The organism is Streptomyces sp. SCPE 10 (genome assembly GCF_051980735.1).
GTDB lineage: Bacteria > Actinomycetota > Actinomycetes > Streptomycetales > Streptomycetaceae > Streptomyces > Streptomyces misionensis.
In genome coordinates, this window is sequence record NZ_CP197069.1 from 3,198,294 (window position 1) to 3,213,726 (window position 15,433).

A 15,433-nucleotide genomic window follows, 5' to 3' on the forward strand; every position below is an offset into this window, starting at 1 on the left:
TCAGTCGAACGCCGACGGCGGGGACTCGAGGTCCTCCAGCTCGATCCCGGGCGCGGCCAGCACCACGTCGCCGGCGATGTGGACGGTGTGCCGTTCGCCGGTGTCCAGGGCTGTGACCTGGTATTCGTCCACGGTCAGGGGTCCGTTGTCAGTGGCGTGTGCTTCGCTGTCCACCAGTGCCCAGGACTGGTCCACGGTGCGGGGGGCGAGGACCGGGTCCGTGAAGGCGACGAGTCGTACGCGGGTCGCGGAGGAAGGGGTGAGGCGCAGCAGACGAGCGGTGGCGACGAGGAACGCGGGGGACGTGCCGGTGAAGGCGTGGGCGCGCACATTGCCTTCGGTGGCATGGGTGCCGGTGGGGTCCGTGCGGACCCAGGTGACGCCGTCGAGGGCGGCACCGCGCACCTGCCAGCCGCCCGCGTGGAGTTCGAGGCGCAGGGGGCGGCCGAGGTCGTCCAGTGCGAGGTCGACCGAGCCGCGGTGGTCCCCCGCGGGGGTGGTCAGCCGGGAGACGTAGCGCCAGCCGGACGGGCCGGGGGCGCACTGGAAGTGTTCTTCTCCGAGGGGGGTGTGGTCGTGCGGATCGTGGAGCGAATAGCGGCCGCGGGGCATGGGGGTCCTGGGTCGTGACGGGCTCGGGTCGCCGCCGTGTGCCGGTCCGGGCGTGAGCGCCGGGCGGGTGGATGGGGGCCGTACCGGCGCCAACGGGACAGGCCCCCGGCACGGGGGTGCGGGGGCCTGTCTCTGCGGACCTGGCCGAGACGCGGTGAGCGGCTCGGGGGCGGTCAGTAGCGGTAGTGGTCCGGCTTGTACGGGCCGTCGACCTCGACACCGATGTAGGCGGCCTGCTCCGGGCGCAGCTTGGTCAGCTTCACACCGAGCGCGTCCAGGTGGAGCCGGGCGACCTTCTCGTCCAGGTGCTTGGGCAGCACGTACACACCCGTCGGGTACGCGTCCGGCTTGGTGAACAGCTCGATCTGGGCCAGCGTCTGGTCCGCGAACGAGTTCGACATCACGAACGACGGGTGACCGGTGGCATTGCCCAGGTTCAGCAGCCGCCCCTCCGACAGCACGATGATCACCTTGCCGTCCGGGAAGGTCCACGTGTGGACCTGCGGCTTCACCTCGTCCTTGACGATGCCCGGGACCTTCGCCAGACCGGCCATGTCGATCTCGTTGTCGAAGTGACCGATGTTCCCGACGATCGCCTGGTGCTTCATCCGGGCCATGTCCGAGGCCATGATGATGTCCTTGTTGCCCGTCGTCGTCACGAAGATGTCGGCCTTGTCCACGACCTCGTCCAGCGTCGTGACCTGGTACCCGTCCATCGCCGCCTGCAGCGCGCAGATCGGGTCGATCTCCGTCACGATCACCCGCGCACCCTGACCGCGCAGCGACTCCGCACACCCCTTGCCGACATCGCCGTAACCGCACACCACCGCGGTCTTCCCACCGATCAGCACATCGGTGGCCCGGTTGATACCGTCCACCAGCGAGTGCCGGCAGCCGTACTTGTTGTCGAACTTCGACTTCGTGACCGCGTCGTTCACATTGATCGCCGGGAACAGCAGCACACCGTCACGCTGCATCTCGTACAGCCGGTGCACACCCGTCGTGGTCTCCTCCGTCACACCACGGATCTCGGAGGCCAGCTGGGTCCACTTCTGGGGGTTCTCGCCCAGGGTGCGGTGCAGGAGCTGGAGGATGACGCGGTGCTCGTCGGACTCGGCGGTCTCCAGGCCGGGGACCTTGCCGTCCTTCTCGTACTCGACGCCCTTGTGGACGAGGAGGGTGGCGTCACCGCCGTCGTCCAGGATCATGTTCGGGCCGCCGGTGGGGCTGTCCGGCCAGGTCAGCGCCTGCTCGGTGCACCACCAGTACTCCTCCAGGGTCTCCCCCTTCCAGGCGAAGACCGGGACGCCGCGCGGGTTGTCGGGCGTGCCGTCGGGGCCGACGGCGATGGCGGCGGCCGCGTGGTCCTGGGTGGAGAAGATGTTGCAGGAAGCCCAGCGGACCCTGGCGCCGAGCGCGACCAGGGTCTCGATCAGCACCGCGGTCTGCACAGTCATGTGCAGAGAGCCGGTGACACGGGCGCCGGCGAGAGGCTGGGCCTCGGCGTACTCCTTGCGGATCGCCATCAGACCGGGCATCTCGTGCTCGGCGAGGGTGATCTCCTTGCGGCCGAACTCGGCCAGCGAGAGATCGGCGACCTTGAAGTCCTGTCGGTTGTCGACAGTCGTCATTGCGAGCTGCTCCTCGGATTCGGGTCGAGGTGGGTACGGCTGGTCTGCGCGGCGGCGGACATATGGGTCCCCGAGAAGAGGACACTGGCATGCCCGCGTGTGCGCAGCGCAGTCCGTCGGAGGCCCTCTCTCCCTCGGCCGGTCCGTGGGGACCGCCCGACCGCCATCAGCAGCGACGTCTGGCTCCGTCCCAAGCTACACCGGACGGCCCGGTCGCCCACAGTCCGCGTCCGCGTGGTGTGACCCGTTCGCCGGGCGGCCACGCGGCCGGCGGGCGACCGGCCGGGGCCGGGTCAGTGGCCGGTGGCGTGCGGGTTCGGGCCGCCGGGGGTGGCCGCCGGGTCCGGGCCCTTGGCGGCTTCGGCCTCGCTGTAGATGTCCGGTTCCAGGTAGATGACGCGGGCGATGGGGACGGCCGTGCGGATGCGGTCCTCGGCGGCGTCGATGGCGGCGGCGACCTCGGCGGCGGTGTCGTCGTGCCGGACCGCGATCTTGGCGGCGACCAGGAGTTCCTCGGGGCCGAGGTGGAGGGTGCGCATGTGGATGATGCGGGTGACCGTCTCGCCGTCGACGGTCGCCGCCTCGATCTTCTTGATCACGTCGAGGCCGGCCGCCTCGCCCAGCAGCAGCGACTTGGTCTCGGCGGCCAGCACCAGGGCGATGCAGACGAGGAGGACACCGATGCAGACGGTGCCGATGCCGTCCCAGACGCCGTCGCCGGTGAGCAGGGAGAGGCCGACGCCGGCGAGGGCGAGGACGAGACCGATGAGCGCGCCGAAGTCCTCCAGGAGGACGACGGGCAGCTCGGGGGCCTTGGCACGGCGGATGAACTGCGACCAGGACAGCGTGCCGCGCAGTTCCTTGGACTCCTTGATGGCGGTGCGGAAGGAGAAGCCCTCGGCGAGGATCGCGAAGACGAGGACGGCCACCGGCCAGTACCAGTTCTCCAGCGCGTGCGGGTGGGAGATCTTCTCGTAGCCCTCGTAGATGGCGAACATGCCGCCGATGGAGAAGAGGACGATCGAGACGAGGAAGGCGTAGATGTAGCGCTCGCGGCCGTAGCCGAAGGGGTGTTGCGGGGTGGCCTCGCGCTGGGCCTTCTTGCCGCCGATGAGCAGCAGGAACTGGTTGCCGGAGTCGGCGACCGAGTGGACGCCCTCGGCGAGCATCGAGGAGGAGCCGCTGAAGGCGAACGCCACGAACTTCGATGCCGCGATCGCGAGGTTGGCGCCGAGTGCCGCCACGATCGCCCTGGTACCGCCTGACGCGCTCATGTGTCCGCGTTGTCCCTTCGGTCTCTGCTCGGTGCCTGCGTCTTTGCCCGGCCTTTGCCGGTGGGCCATTCTTGCAGCCCGGCCGGGCACCGGCGCGTCAGGTTTCCACAGGCCCGGTCATACGACCATTCATACGACCACGGTGGCGCGGAAGACCGTGCCCGCGCCCGAGATCTCGGCCTTCTCGCCGGCCGGGACGAACACCGAGCGCCCGGGGCCCAGTTCGTGCTCGCCGGCGCGGACGGCACCGGCCGTGCAGAGCAGGATCTGCGGGGTGTCGCGGGTGAGGTCGTGGGCGGTGCCGCCCTCGGGCAGGACGTGGCGGGAGAGCCGGAACTCGTCGGTCGGCGTCTCGTAGACCTCCTCGCCGTCCGGGGCGGCCTCGGGCCGCAGCACGCCCGGTTCGCTCGCCTCGAAGCGGACCACGCGCAGGAGTTCGGGCACGTCGACGTGTTTCGGGGTCAGCCCGCAGCGCAGCACGTTGTCCGAGTTGGCCATGATCTCCACGCCGAGGCCGCTGAGGTAGGCGTGCGGGACGCCGGCGCCGAGGAACAGGGCTTCGCCGGGCTGGAGTCGGACGTGGTTGAGCAGCATGGCCGCGAGGACGCCCGGGTCGCCGGGGTAGTGGTGGGCGAGTTGGGCGTAGGGGGCGTGGTCGCCGCCCAGGCGGGCGCAGGCGGCCGCGGCCTCGGCGACCGTGCGGGCCGTCTCCTCGCGGTCCGCGGTGAGGATCGCGGTGAGGACCTCGCGCAGGGCCGCGTCCTCGGGGCGGGCGTGCAGCAGGTCAACGTACGGCTTGAGGGAGTCGACGCCGAGCGCGGCGAGCAGGTCGGCGGCCCGCTCCGGGGGCCGGAAACCGCACAGGCCGTCGAACTCGGTGAGGGCGCAGATCAGTTCGGGCTTGTGGTTGGCGTCCTTGTAGTTGCGTTCGGGGGCGTCGAGCGGGACGCCGCGGCGCTCCTCGTCGGCGTAGCCCTCCCTGGCCTGCGCGAGGTCGGGGTGCACCTGGAGGGACAGGGGCGCGTCCGCGGCGAGGATCTTCAGCAGGAACGGCAGCCTCGGGCCGAACTTGGCGACGGCCTCCTTGCCCAGTTCGCGCTCCGGGTCGGCGTCGATCACCTCGGCGAGCGTGCCGCGCGGGGTGCGCGAGGGGGCGCCGGGGTGGGCGCCCATCCACATCTCCGCCTGGGGCTCGCCGGTCGGCTCGGTGCCGAGCAGCCGCGGGATGGCGGTGCGGGAACCCCAGGCGTAGGGGCGGACGGTGTTGTCGAGGCGGTCCATGTGTCTTCTCTGTCTTCCGTGCGTGCGCCGACCGGTGCTCTCCGGCCTGTAGCCAGATCAGGCCCCGGAGGCGAGCGCCAGGTAAACGGCGGCGAAATCGGTGACGGCGATCAGTTCCGCGAGCGTCTCCAGTTCGCCGCCCTCCTCGGGTTCGAGTTCGCTGATCGGTGTGTCGTGGCTCAGCGCCAGGTCACGGGCGGCGGGGGCGGCGGTGAGGCCGCCGAGCGGGCGGTCGCGCAGCAGCAGCACGCGTGCGTGCAGCGCGGGCGGCTCCTCCACCCGGTCGCGGAAGAAGTCGTCCGGGTCGGCGCTGGCCGCGAGCGGGCCGGCCAGCAGGGCGCCGTGCGCGGCGAGCGCCTCGGGGAGTTCGGCGACGACGGCGGGATGGCCGGCCAGCTCGGCGAGGGCGGCGGCGAACCGGCGGCCCGCCGGACCGGCGGAGGCGCCTTCGGTCCACACCACGGGCAGTGCGTCGGCGAGTTCGGCGGCGATGGTCTTGGCCGGGTTGCTGTAGGCCACGATGGCGGGGCCGCAGCGCTCGGCGACCTCGTCGAGCCGGTCGGCGACCTTCTCCAGGGCCTCCGGCGGGGCGCTGAGCAGGCCGACGCGGTCCAGCAGGGCGAGCAGCGGGGTCAGCAGGGCCCAGAAGACGCCCGGGGAGGACGCGGCGAGCGGTTCCTCCTGGTCGTAGGGGGCCGTCGCCATCGGAACGAACAGTCCGTGCGCGCCGGAGACCGCCTCGGCGAGCGGGGTGCCGGCCGGGGCGACGGCGACCACCGAGACGCCCCGGCGGTAGGCCTGGTCGGCGAGGAGGGAGAGGCTGGGCTCGGTGCCGTCCGGAGTGGCGATCAGCAGCAGGTCCACGGAGCCGGCCCAGCCGGGCAGTTCCCAGCGCAGGGCGCCCGCGGCGGGGGCGACTCCGGTGGGGGCCAGGCGGACCACCGGGCTGCCGGGCCCGGCCAGGGTGCCGAGCAGGTCGGCGGTGTGGGTGGCGGCGGCGCCGGGGCCCGCGATCAGTACGGCGCGGGGGCGGCCGTCGGGTGCCAGGCCGCCGACGCCGGCCTCGGCGGCGTGCCGGGCCGCGGTGCGCACCCGGGCGCCTGCCTCGGCGGCACCGCGCAGCAGGCCCCGGTGGTCGGCCTCGGCGAGGCCCTCCGGGCTGTCGAGCAGCGTTTCGTCCAGCATGGGCGGCAGCCCTCCGATCGCCGGGATGCGGTGTCTACGACGCTACGCGGGTCCGCGGCGCCCGTGACGCTGCTGGAGGTCACGGCGCCGGGCGGCCCGGCTCACTCGGGGCGGCGGGCCTCGTCCACGAGGAGGACCGGGATGCCGTCGCGGACCGGGTAGGCGAGACCGCAGTCCCGGCCGGTGCAGATCAGCTCGGCGTCCTGCTCCTTGAGGGGCGCGTGGCAGGCCGGGCAGGCGAGGATCTCCAGAAGGCCGGCTTCGAGCGGCATGGGGTGTCCCTTCGAGGGGCGGAGTTTCGTTGACCGCTGGTCAGCGTAACCGCTGCGGGGCGGGTCGGGGTTTCAGGCCCTGATGATCGCCAGGGCGTCGTCGCGGATCGCGGCCATGGTGGCCTCGTCCTTCGCCTCGGCGTTCAGCCGGAGCAGGGGCTCCGTGTTGGAGGGGCGGACGTTGAACCACCAGTCGGCGGCGGAGACGGTGAGCCCGTCGAGGTCGTCCAGGGTGACGCCGTCGCGGCCCTCGTAGGCGGCGCGGATCGCGGCGATGCGGCCGGCCTGGTCGGCGACGGTGGAGTTGATCTCGCCGGAGCCCGCGTAGCGGTCGTACTGGGCGACCAGCGCGGACAGCGTGCCCTCCTGGCCGCCGAGGGCGGCCAGCACGTGCAGGGCGGCCAGCATGCCCGTGTCGGCGTTCCAGAAGTCCTTGAAGTAGTAGTGCGCGGAGTGCTCGCCGCCGAAGATCGCGCCGGTGCGGGCCATCTCCGCCTTGATGAAGGAGTGGCCGACGCGGGTGCGGACCGGGGTGCCGCCGTGCTCGCGGACGACCTCCGGGACGGTGCGCGAGGTGATCAGGTTGTGGATGACGGTGCCCGCCCCGCCGTTGCGCGCGAGTTCGCGGGCGGCGACCAGGGCGGTGACGGCGGACGGGGAGACCGGGTCGCCGTTCTCGTCGACGACGAAGCAGCGGTCGGCGTCGCCGTCGAAGGCGATGCCGAGGTCGGCGCCCTCGGCCGGGACCCGCTTCTGGAGGTCCACGAGGTTGGCCGGGTCGAGCGGGTTGGCCTCGTGGTTCGGAAAGGTGCCGTCCAGTTCGAAGTACATCGGGACGAGGGTCAGGGGCAGGCCGGCGAAGACCGTGGGCACGGTGTGGCCGCCCATGCCGTTGCCCGCGTCCACCACGACCTTCAGGGGGCGGACGGCGGTGAGGTCGACCAGCGAGCGCAGGTGCGCCGCGTAGTCCTCCAGCGTCTCGCGGGAGCCGATGGTGCCGGGCTCGGCGACCGGCTCGGGGGCGCCCGACTCCAGCCATTCCTCGACCAGTTCGCGGATCTGGGCGAGACCGGTGTCCTGGCCGACCGGGGCGGCACCGGCCCGGCACATCTTGATGCCGTTGTACTGGGCCGGGTTGTGGGAGGCGGTGAACATCGCGCCGGGCAGGTCCAGCGCGCCCGAGGCGTAGTACAGCTGGTCCGTGGAGCACAGGCCGATCTCGGTGACGTCGGCGCCGCGGTCCGCCGCGCCGCGCGCGAAGGCGCGGGACAGTCCGGGGGACGAGGGCCGCATGTCGTGGCCGACGACGATCGCCGTGGCCTCCGTCACCTCCGCGAAGGCGGCGCCGAAGAGCCCGGCCAGTGTTTCGTCCCACTGGTCCGGGACCACTCCGCGCACGTCGTACGCCTTCACGATCTGCGACAGATCAGCAGTCACGGCCAACCCTCCTGAAGTTCTTGGGTGCCCACAAACTACCCGTCCGGGGTAAGGGCGAGGTGTGCGGACACCGGCAGGACGCGTGGGCATCACCGGCAGGAGTGGTGTCCGGTACCGCTCAGTTGTCCGGGGAGCGCAGGACCCGGAGGTGGCCGCGGCGGGCGACCTCCATGGGGTCCGCCGTGCGGGCGCCGCCGCCGGCCTCGGCGGCGCGCTCCTGGGGGCGGGCGGCCTCGCGCACGGCGTTGGCGAGCGCCTCCAGGTCGTCACCGCTGGGGCGGGCGGGGGCGGAGCCGTCGAGGAGACGGACGACCTCCCAGCCGCGCGGGGCGGTGAGGCGCTCGGAGTGCTCGGCGCACAGGTCGTAGCAGTGGGGTTCGGCGTAGGTGGCGAGCGGGCCGAGGACCGCGGTCGAGTCGGCGTAGACGTACGTCAGCGTCGCGACGGCGGGTCGGCCGCAGGCGGTGCGCGAACAGCGACGTACAGGGCTCACGACGTTGGACGGTACCGCACTCTTGAGCGGGCCGCGACGACTCCCCGCCCAGTCACTCCCCCGTGTCGTGCTGTGAGACGCCCCACATGCCCCTCGGACAGGCCTTGTTGACCTGCGCGGAAGGGGTTTTCGGGGGGATCGGGAGGGGCCGTTTTCGGTCATCACCCGGTACAAACACCGTCAAATGGCTTGAGTTCTATGGCCGTGAACGGTTTCCGGACGGTTGCCGAAACGAGCCGGTCCTTGGCCGGAACGGTCATCCGGCGACACGAACGCGACATGAAGTCACCGGTGGCCGGTTGGCGCGTGCGGCCGGGCGAGCCGGGCGGGCGAGGACTACGCTTCACCGGTGATGGACAACCGTGTACCGCCCCGAGCCGCAGGCCCCGGGCCCCGTCGCCGTGACCGCCACGGGCGGGGCATGCGGGGGCCGATCGCGCCTCCGCAGGTGCCGCTGGCGGCCAGCCGCGCGGAGGTCTTCGCCGACCTGGTGCAGGACTCCGTGGACCGGCTGGAGCGGCGGTGGCCGCAGCTGACCGAGGTCGACTTCCTGGTGCTGGAGGTGCCGCGGCTCGAAGGGGCCGAGGCGGGGCTGTGGGGCGACGAGGCGGTGCCGCTCGGCGGGGCCGTGCCGGCCCGCGAGGGGCGGCGGGCGCGGGTGGTGGTGTACCGGCGTCCGGTGGAGATCCGCTCCAAGGGGCGGGACGAACGGGCCGCGTTGGTGCACGAGGTGGTCGTCGAGCAGGTCGCCGAGCTGCTGGGGCTGACCCCGGAGACCGTGGATCCCCGGTACGGGGAGGACTAGGACCTCTCGTTCGGACCGGGCCGGGCGCCCGCGTTCGCGGAGTGCGGCGGTGCAACCGCGGGCGCCGGCCGGTCACTTCTGGAGGATGGACAGGTCCTCGTCCGTCTTCGGGACCGCGACCAGGCCCCGGTCGTTCGGGAGGGTCTGGATGGTGAAGCCGGGGATGCCCGACTCGGTGGCGGTGAGGGTGCGGGCGGCGTAGACGGGCGCGCCGTTGAGGGGTTCGACCGTCAGGGCATAGGTGCCGCCCTGGCCCGAGGGGACCGGCGCCTCGATGTTCTGCGTGGTGCCGGAGCCGATCGTGTAGGTCCTGGAGACCGCCGTACCGCCGTCGCTGCCCGCCGAGGCGGTGACCTTGACCTTGGCCGCGCCGGTGGGCGCCGTCAGGGCGAGGGTCGTGCCCTTGGCGCTGTTGTCGGCCGAGGTGGCGCGGGTGCCGACGGGGGCGGTGGCCGGGATGAAGGCCATCTCCTGGTTCGCGCCCTTGCCGCGCAGCACCTGCAGCGCGGCGACCACCGGCACCGACTGGTCGGTGGGCGTCAGCACCAGCGAGCCGGCCTCGCCGCGGGTCACCGGGCCGAGGTCCACCGCGGTGGTCATGCCGGACTTGACGTGCAGCGTCTCGTTCCCGGCGGGGGTGATCAGACCGCTGGGCGAGGCGAGGCGGACCGTGAGGTCCGCGTCGGCGTCACCGGGCGTGAAGGCGATCAGACGGACGTCGGTGGCGTCCTTGGGGATGCCGGGCAGCACCAGGGAGCCCGCCGGGTCGGCGGCCGCCGCCAGCCAGTCGCCGCCGGTCTTGCCGTCCAGCGCCTGCACGGTCGCGCCGACCCGCCCGCTGCGCACGCTGACGTGCACGGTCACGTCGTCCTGCCGCTCGTCGGTCAGCGTGGACAGCAGGATCGGCTCGCTGGTGTGCGGCTTGACCGTGAGGTTCTCCCCCAGCGGCGACTTGATCGCGCCGTTCTTGCCGTACAGCTCGACGTCCACCACGGCGGCGGAGTCGTCCGGGTTGGTCAGGTGGAGGTAGTCGGTGCGGCTGTCGGCCGTGCTCGCGCCCGGGAACCAGAACTCGGTGTCCGCGGGCGTGCAGGTGACGCCCTGGAGGCCGCGGCCGGTGCCGACGGCGATCTCGGTGGTCTCCTGGACCGTCCAGCCGGGCGCGAACTTCCCGTCGGCGGTACCGATCACCGCGGGGGCGTCGGCGCCCGAGGTGTCCCCGGTAGCGGGGGTGCCCGGCGCCTTCGGGGTGAGCACGGGTTCGGCGGTGGTCTTCTTGCCGTCCTTGCCCTTGCCCTGCCGGGTGCCGCCCGTGCCGTCCGCCGACTCCTCGGAGGCGGGCCGGAGTTGGGCCTTGCCGTCGCTCGCCGCGCCCTGGGTGACGGGGGTGAACGAGGTGTACGACGTGTCGGCGATGTCCGAGACGCTGGGCGCCGGGCACATGAGGCTGGTGCGTTCCACCGGCAGGTGGGCGGCGGCCGTGGGCGCGGCCGCGCCGGAGGCCGAGGGACCGGCCAGCGCGGCGAACGCCGTGACGGCGGCCAGCGCGCTGGTGCCGGCGATCAGGGACAGGGTGGTGCGGTTCACTGCTGGCTCCCGTCGGGGCGCTCGCTGCCGGTGCCATGGGGATGCTGGGGGTCGTAGCCCTGCTGGGTGGGGTCGTACGCCGGGTCGTAGACCTGCTGCTGGTAGGCCGCCGGGTCGTACGGCTGCTGACCGTCGCCGTAGGCGTACGGGTCGTACCCGGCCGTCTGGTAGGGGTCGGCCTGGTACGGCTGCTGCTGGTCGTAGCCGCCGGTCTGGTAGGCGTCGGTGCCGTAGCCGGGGTACGGGGTGTTCGCGTAGGAGCCGGCGTACGACTCGTCGAAGGAGGGGTCGTACGGCTGCTGGTGCGGGATCGGCGCGGGCTGCTCCCCGGCGTCGTCCACGACGGCCGGTGCCTCCTCGACCGGTGTCTCCCGTGCGTCCTCGGCCGGTGCCCGCTCGGCCTCGGCCTGGGCACGCAGGCGGCGGGCGCGACGGCCCTCACCGGCGACGGCCTGGGCGGGCACCGGCTCCTCCTCGGGGAGGTCGTCGTCCACGTCCCGGCGGCGGCCGGGCAGGGCGAGCACGACCAGGACGAGGCCGAGCAGGCCCTGGGCCCACAGCCAGGCGGTGTGGGTGATCGGCGCGTCGTAGGTGACGTCGAGCCGGCCGCCGGCGGACGGCAGCCGGAAGCCCTGGGCCCAGCCGTCGACGGTGGTGCGCGGCAGCGGCTTGCCGTCCAGGGTGGCCGTCCAGCCGGGGGCGGCGCTGTCGGCGAGGCGCAGGACCCGGCCGTCGGAGCCGGCGGGGACGGTGGTGTGGATGTCCACCGGTCCGGCGCTCACCGGCCGGCCGGCCGCGGAACCGGAGCCGCCCGCGGGCAGGATGACGGCGCGGGAGACCTCCTGGTCGACGCGCCACAGCGCGTTGCCGTCCTGCTGGCTGAGCCGGGCGAGCCCGGGGGTGGCGTCGAGGACGCGGGAGATGTCGCGGGGCGCGCCCTTGTGGACGAGGACGTAGCGCACGGCGAAGCCGCCGAGTTCGTCGGCCTGGTCGGCGCCGGAGCCGGCGATCAGGTTGGCGACGACCTTGTCCAGGCGCGCGTTCTCGCCGTCGGCGGCGGCCAGTTCGCCGTCCCCCATGCGGGCGCCGGCGCCGCGCACCAGGGTGTAGCGCACCCGCGCGGCGGAGTCGCTGTCGAGGACGAGGGTGCGGGCGCGGTCGCCGGTGGTGGAGTCCTCGGCGACGAACGCGGGCACCTGGGCCGGGTCGCGGCGCTCCACGGGCCCGTCGGCGCCGCGCAGCATCCAGCCGGCCGCCAGCAGCAGCGGGCCCACGGCCGAGGCGAGGGCGATCAGGGCGGCGACGGGCTGGCGCCAGCCGAAGCTCTGCTCGGCCACGCGGGCGCGGGCGCCGTCGGCGCCGAGGGCGGCGGCCGACAGCAGGGCGATGCCGTAGACGAGAGTGGCCGGGCCGGCCCAGGCGGACCGGTTGGCGAGCACCGCGAAGACCAGGCCCACCAGGGCGACGGCCCAGGCGGTGCGGATGCCCAACTGCCGTTCGGAGCGCAGCAGTGCGGCCAGGGCGGCGAGCACGATGCCGAGCAGCAGCAGGCCGCTCGCGGTGCCGGGGCCGCCCGGGCTGATGCCGAGCAGGTCGAGCGCGGAGGCGGCCGAGGCGCCGTACGCCAGGCCCGCCTCCGTGAAGAAGCCGGTCGGCAGCAGGGTCAGCGACCAGGGGGCGAGGAGCAGCAGCGGGGTGCCGAGCTGGGCGAGGAAGCGCAGTCCGGACGCGGCCAGGTCGGCGCGGCGCAGCGCGAGCACGCCGAGGCCGAGGATCAGCGCGATCGGCCAGACCACCGGGGTGAAGGCGGTGGTGATGGTCAGCAGCAGCGCGTACGCCCAGGTGGCGCGCCAGCTGCCGCGGGTGCCGTCGCGGCCGGTGAGGCCGCTCGCGGCGATGCCCGCGCGGGCGATGAGCGGCAGCAGCACGGCGAGTACGGCGGTGCCGACGCGTCCGCCGGCCAGGGCGCCGGTGGTGGCGGGCAGGAAGGCGTAGGCGATGGCCGCCCAGGCGCGCAGCAGCCGGGAGGTGACCAGGGGCCGGGAGGCGAAGTAGGCGGTGCACCCGGCGAGCGGCACCGAGCAGACCAGCAGCACGGTGACCGCGAGTCCGGTGGAGCCGAGGAGCAGGGTGGCGAGGGTGGCGACGAGCGCCAGGTAGGGCGGCGCGGACGGGGTGCCGCCGGCGCCCACCGGGTGCCACGCGTCCGCGAAGCGGGACCACAGTTCGCCGGCGCTCGCCGGGGCGGGCAGCAGGGCGCCGCCGCCGAGCGCGCCCCCGGAGAGCAGGGCGCGGCAGGCGACCAGGGAGATGACCAGTAGCGCGAGGAAGAGCACCGGTCCGGGCCTGCGGGCGATGCGCTTGAGCCGGGCGAACTGCTCGATCTCCAGGAAGTCGGCGTCGTCGCCGCCGGGCCCGGACTCCACGGCGCCGCCGTGCCGGCCGGCCGGGGCGGTGTCGGTGTCGGAGCCCGCGGTGAGGTTGCCGGCGAACTGCTCCACGGTGGCCCGGATGGTGGCGCCGGGCGGCGGGAAGAGGCGGCGCAGCTCGTCCTTGTCGATCCTCGGGGTGCCGCGGCGGCGTCGGGCGGCGATGATCCGCTCGGGGCGCAGCAGGGTGCCGAGCAGGCCGCGGATCTCGTCCACGGCCTGTCCGGGGACCTTGCCGACGAGGTAGGCGACGGTCCGCAGCAGGGTGCCGAGGACGAGCCGGAGCATCACCCAGGGCAGGGTCGCGGTACGGGTGTTGGCGAGCAGGGTGTAGACGGCACCCGCCTTGTCGACCTTGTGCGGTGAGGCGGCGGTGCGGCCCACGCAGTCGACGGTGCGGCGCTCACGGGAGGCGGCCTCGGCGTGCCGTACGACCGCGTCGGGGGCGACCAGGACACGGTAACCGGCCAGGTGGGCGCGCCAGCACAGGTCGACGTCGTCGCGCATCAGGGGCAGTCGGCGGTCGAAGCCGCCGAGCTGTTCGAACACGTCGCGGCGGATCAGCATGCCGGCGGTGGAGACGGACAGCACGGAGCGGACGTGGTCGTGCTGGCCCTGGTCCTGTTCACGGCGGTCCAGACCGGTCCAGCGGCGGCCGGAGTTGGCGATGGAGACGCCGACCTCCAGCAGTTGCCTGCGGTCGTACCAGCCGCGCAGCTTGGGGCCGACCACCGCCACGTCGTCGCGGCCCAGTTCGAGTTCGTTGTCGACGACCCGCAGCAGCTGGGCGAGGGCGTCGGGTTCGGGCGCGCAGTCGTCGTGCAGCAGCCAGAGCCACTGGACGGGTTCTCCGTACGGCAGTTCGGGAAGGTCGTAGGCGTCGTCGCGCCAGGTGCGGGTGGCCGGGTCCCAGCCGCTGGGACGCTTGAGGTAGGGCAGCTCGTCCGGGGTGAGGACGGGTGCGGTGCGGCTCGCCTCCTCGACGGCCTGGCCGAAGCCGGTGCGACGGGCGAGGTGCAGCACGCCCGCGTCGCCGAGAAATTCGCCGAGCAGCCGGGCGGAGTCGTCCGCGCTGCCGGTGTCGGCGGCCACCGCCTGCTGGACCGGGCGCTCCTGGCCGAGCAGCCCGGCGAGCGCGTCGGGCAGCCAGCGGGCGCCGTCGTGGGAGACGAGGACCGCGGTCACCACATGGCGTGGGAACTCGGGCGGGCGGGCTGGGTCGAACGCTGCGGCGGCGGCCGGGTCTTGGGCTGCCGTATGGCTGTGCACGGACATCGAGGTACGGGCCCCGGTTCGATGGACTGCGGTGGACGCCCGCGCCTCCTGCGACCTCAGGGGGACGTCGAGGGGAGTGCGGGCCGTCTCGGACGAGCGACCACACTATCGGCTGCCCACGACGACGGCCCGCCGCCTGTGGACAACCCACCGGCCACGGGCCGTTCGTGACGTTTCCCCGGGTATGCGTGCTGCCCGCGCGCGCTCAGACGGCGGCCTTCTTCAGGCGGCGGCGCTCCCGCTCGGACAGGCCGCCCCAGATGCCGAAGCGCTCGTCGTTGGCGAGGGCGTATTCAAGGCACTCGGAACGGACCTCGCAGGCGAGGCAGACCTTCTTCGCTTCTCTGGTGGAGCCGCCCTTCTCGGGGAAGAAGGACTCGGGGTCGGTCTGGGCGCACAGCGCGCGCTCCTGCCAGCCGAGTTCCTCGTCCGCGTCGTCGACCAGCAGTTGCTGCACCAGCTCGGTCATGTGCGCCCCTCGTCTGTCTTTCGCGTCCCCGTGGCGTGGCCGTTACCGATTTCGGCTGAACGACACGAGTGAAATTACAAGTGTGCTGCTCCGGGCGAGTCAAGCCGAGATCTGCTATTGAGCCCGTTATTCACTCTGCGGAACCAAGGCCATGCGGAAAGTGTTCAAATCGCCATAAACCCCGACACATGGCCGAGGCCCGACGGGCTGCCGTACCCCGCACGGCACCTCTGGGGCCCCTGTACGGAGAAAGACGCCCTGGCGTTCGATCGCGTTGCACACGGCTCGTCGCCCGCTCGGATGTGCCCCATGTGTCCCGGAGTCCCGAGGCGCAAACCCCCACTCGGCCAGATGCCCCGGATGAGGTGAATTGTGTCCCACGTGGCGGTCATCGAGTTGACAGCGCAGGTGTGAACCGTTGTCCTAGGGGGCATGCTCGCGCACTCGGCATTCACCTCGACCCGCACCGCCGGGTCCCACGGTGCTGCCCGGGCGCGCTGTAGCTGTTGTCGCTGTTCCAGCTGTTGAGCCGGCCTCTTCCCAGGTCTTCGCTCCGGCTGCCGCCGACGCCCCGCGCGGCTCGGCCGTACGTCCCCACCCCAGCTCCGCCGCTTCGCCGGATCCGGCTCCCGACCCGGGTCCCCGCTTTCTCCGCCCTCTCTCCGCCGAGGAACCAGCGCACC

The 15,433-nt window shown here is 73.2% G+C and carries 12 protein-coding genes; 1 reads left to right on the forward strand and 11 read right to left on the reverse strand.

The window, feature by feature from the left end:
• From ACSP97_RS14910 to ACSP97_RS14945, 8 genes are all read right to left on the reverse strand, one after another.
• On the reverse strand, window positions 1–612 hold the full coding sequence (locus ACSP97_RS14910; protein ID WP_180330775.1) for a hypothetical protein: 612 nt from the start codon (window positions 610–612) through the stop codon (window positions 1–3).
• 173 nt (window positions 613–785) lie between these two features.
• A complete protein-coding gene (gene ahcY, locus ACSP97_RS14915) occupies window positions 786–2,243 on the reverse strand; it encodes an adenosylhomocysteinase (RefSeq protein WP_364723116.1) in 1,458 nt (485 codons plus the stop codon).
• 293 nt (window positions 2,244–2,536) lie between these two features.
• Entirely contained in the window at window positions 2,537–3,517 is a 981-nt protein-coding gene (locus ACSP97_RS14920; protein WP_355322366.1) for a cation diffusion facilitator family transporter, read from the reverse strand.
• Window positions 3,518–3,646: 129 nt separating this feature from the next.
• Entirely contained in the window at window positions 3,647–4,798 is a 1,152-nt protein-coding gene (gene manA, locus ACSP97_RS14925; RefSeq protein ID WP_440557884.1) for a mannose-6-phosphate isomerase, class I, read from the reverse strand.
• Window positions 4,799–4,855: 57 nt separating this feature from the next.
• The gene (locus ACSP97_RS14930; protein WP_355322362.1) at window positions 4,856–5,983 is read right to left on the reverse strand and encodes an SIS domain-containing protein; all 1,128 of its coding nucleotides are present in this window, start codon (window positions 5,981–5,983) and stop codon (window positions 4,856–4,858) included.
• 101 nt (window positions 5,984–6,084) lie between these two features.
• Window positions 6,085–6,255, reverse strand: a complete 171-nt coding sequence (locus tag ACSP97_RS14935) for a Trm112 family protein (RefSeq protein WP_071828489.1) — start codon at window positions 6,253–6,255, stop codon at window positions 6,085–6,087.
• Between the two features lie 72 nt (window positions 6,256–6,327).
• Window positions 6,328–7,692, reverse strand: a complete 1,365-nt coding sequence (locus ACSP97_RS14940) for a phosphomannomutase/phosphoglucomutase (RefSeq protein ID WP_358679782.1) — start codon at window positions 7,690–7,692, stop codon at window positions 6,328–6,330.
• A 118-nt stretch (window positions 7,693–7,810) separates the two neighbouring features.
• Window positions 7,811–8,185, reverse strand: coding sequence for a DUF3499 domain-containing protein (locus ACSP97_RS14945; protein WP_037660842.1), 375 nt, complete (start codon window positions 8,183–8,185; stop codon window positions 7,811–7,813).
• A 352-nt stretch (window positions 8,186–8,537) separates the two neighbouring features.
• Here ACSP97_RS14945 and ACSP97_RS14950 point away from each other — a divergent pair, with 352 nt between their 5' ends.
• Window positions 8,538–8,990: a metallopeptidase family protein gene (locus tag ACSP97_RS14950; RefSeq protein WP_355155715.1), complete on the forward strand. Its 453-nt coding sequence runs from the start codon at window positions 8,538–8,540 to the stop codon at window positions 8,988–8,990.
• 72 nt (window positions 8,991–9,062) lie between these two features.
• Here ACSP97_RS14950 and ACSP97_RS14955 read toward each other — a convergent pair whose 3' ends face one another.
• The 3 genes from ACSP97_RS14955 to ACSP97_RS14965 form a co-directional block, all read right to left on the reverse strand.
• Window positions 9,063–10,577, reverse strand: a complete 1,515-nt coding sequence (locus ACSP97_RS14955; RefSeq protein ID WP_440557887.1) for a DUF5719 family protein — start codon at window positions 10,575–10,577, stop codon at window positions 9,063–9,065.
• Window positions 10,574–14,281, reverse strand: coding sequence for a glycosyltransferase (locus ACSP97_RS14960; protein WP_440557889.1), 3,708 nt, complete (start codon window positions 14,279–14,281; stop codon window positions 10,574–10,576). Before ACSP97_RS14960 ends, ACSP97_RS14955 begins: the two co-directional genes overlap by 4 nt.
• A gap of 205 nt (window positions 14,282–14,486) precedes the next feature.
• The gene (locus ACSP97_RS14965) at window positions 14,487–14,750 is read right to left on the reverse strand and encodes a WhiB family transcriptional regulator (protein WP_003975777.1); all 264 of its coding nucleotides are present in this window, start codon (window positions 14,748–14,750) and stop codon (window positions 14,487–14,489) included.
• Window positions 14,751–15,433 lie beyond the last annotated feature (683 nt).

Bases quoted from the DNA above. Each gene is read 5' to 3' on its own strand.
- ACSP97_RS14910 (WP_180330775.1), bottom strand. From the start codon at position 612: ATGCCCCGCGGCCGCTATTCGCTCCACGATCCGCACGACCACACCCCC.
- ahcY (WP_364723116.1), bottom strand. From the start codon at position 2,243: ATGACGACTGTCGACAACCGACAGGACTTCAAGGTCGCCGATCTCTCG.
- ACSP97_RS14920 (WP_355322366.1), bottom strand. From the start codon at position 3,517: ATGAGCGCGTCAGGCGGTACCAGGGCGATCGTGGCGGCACTCGGCGCC.
- manA (WP_440557884.1), bottom strand. From the start codon at position 4,798: ATGGACCGCCTCGACAACACCGTCCGCCCCTACGCCTGGGGTTCCCGC.
- ACSP97_RS14930 (WP_355322362.1), bottom strand. From the start codon at position 5,983: ATGCTGGACGAAACGCTGCTCGACAGCCCGGAGGGCCTCGCCGAGGCC.
- ACSP97_RS14935 (WP_071828489.1), bottom strand. From the start codon at position 6,255: ATGCCGCTCGAAGCCGGCCTTCTGGAGATCCTCGCCTGCCCGGCCTGC.
- ACSP97_RS14950 (WP_355155715.1), top strand. From the start codon at position 8,538: ATGGACAACCGTGTACCGCCCCGAGCCGCAGGCCCCGGGCCCCGTCGC.
- ACSP97_RS14960 (WP_440557889.1), bottom strand. From the start codon at position 14,281: ATGTCCGTGCACAGCCATACGGCAGCCCAAGACCCGGCCGCCGCCGCA.
- ACSP97_RS14965 (WP_003975777.1), bottom strand. From the start codon at position 14,750: ATGACCGAGCTGGTGCAGCAACTGCTGGTCGACGACGCGGACGAGGAA.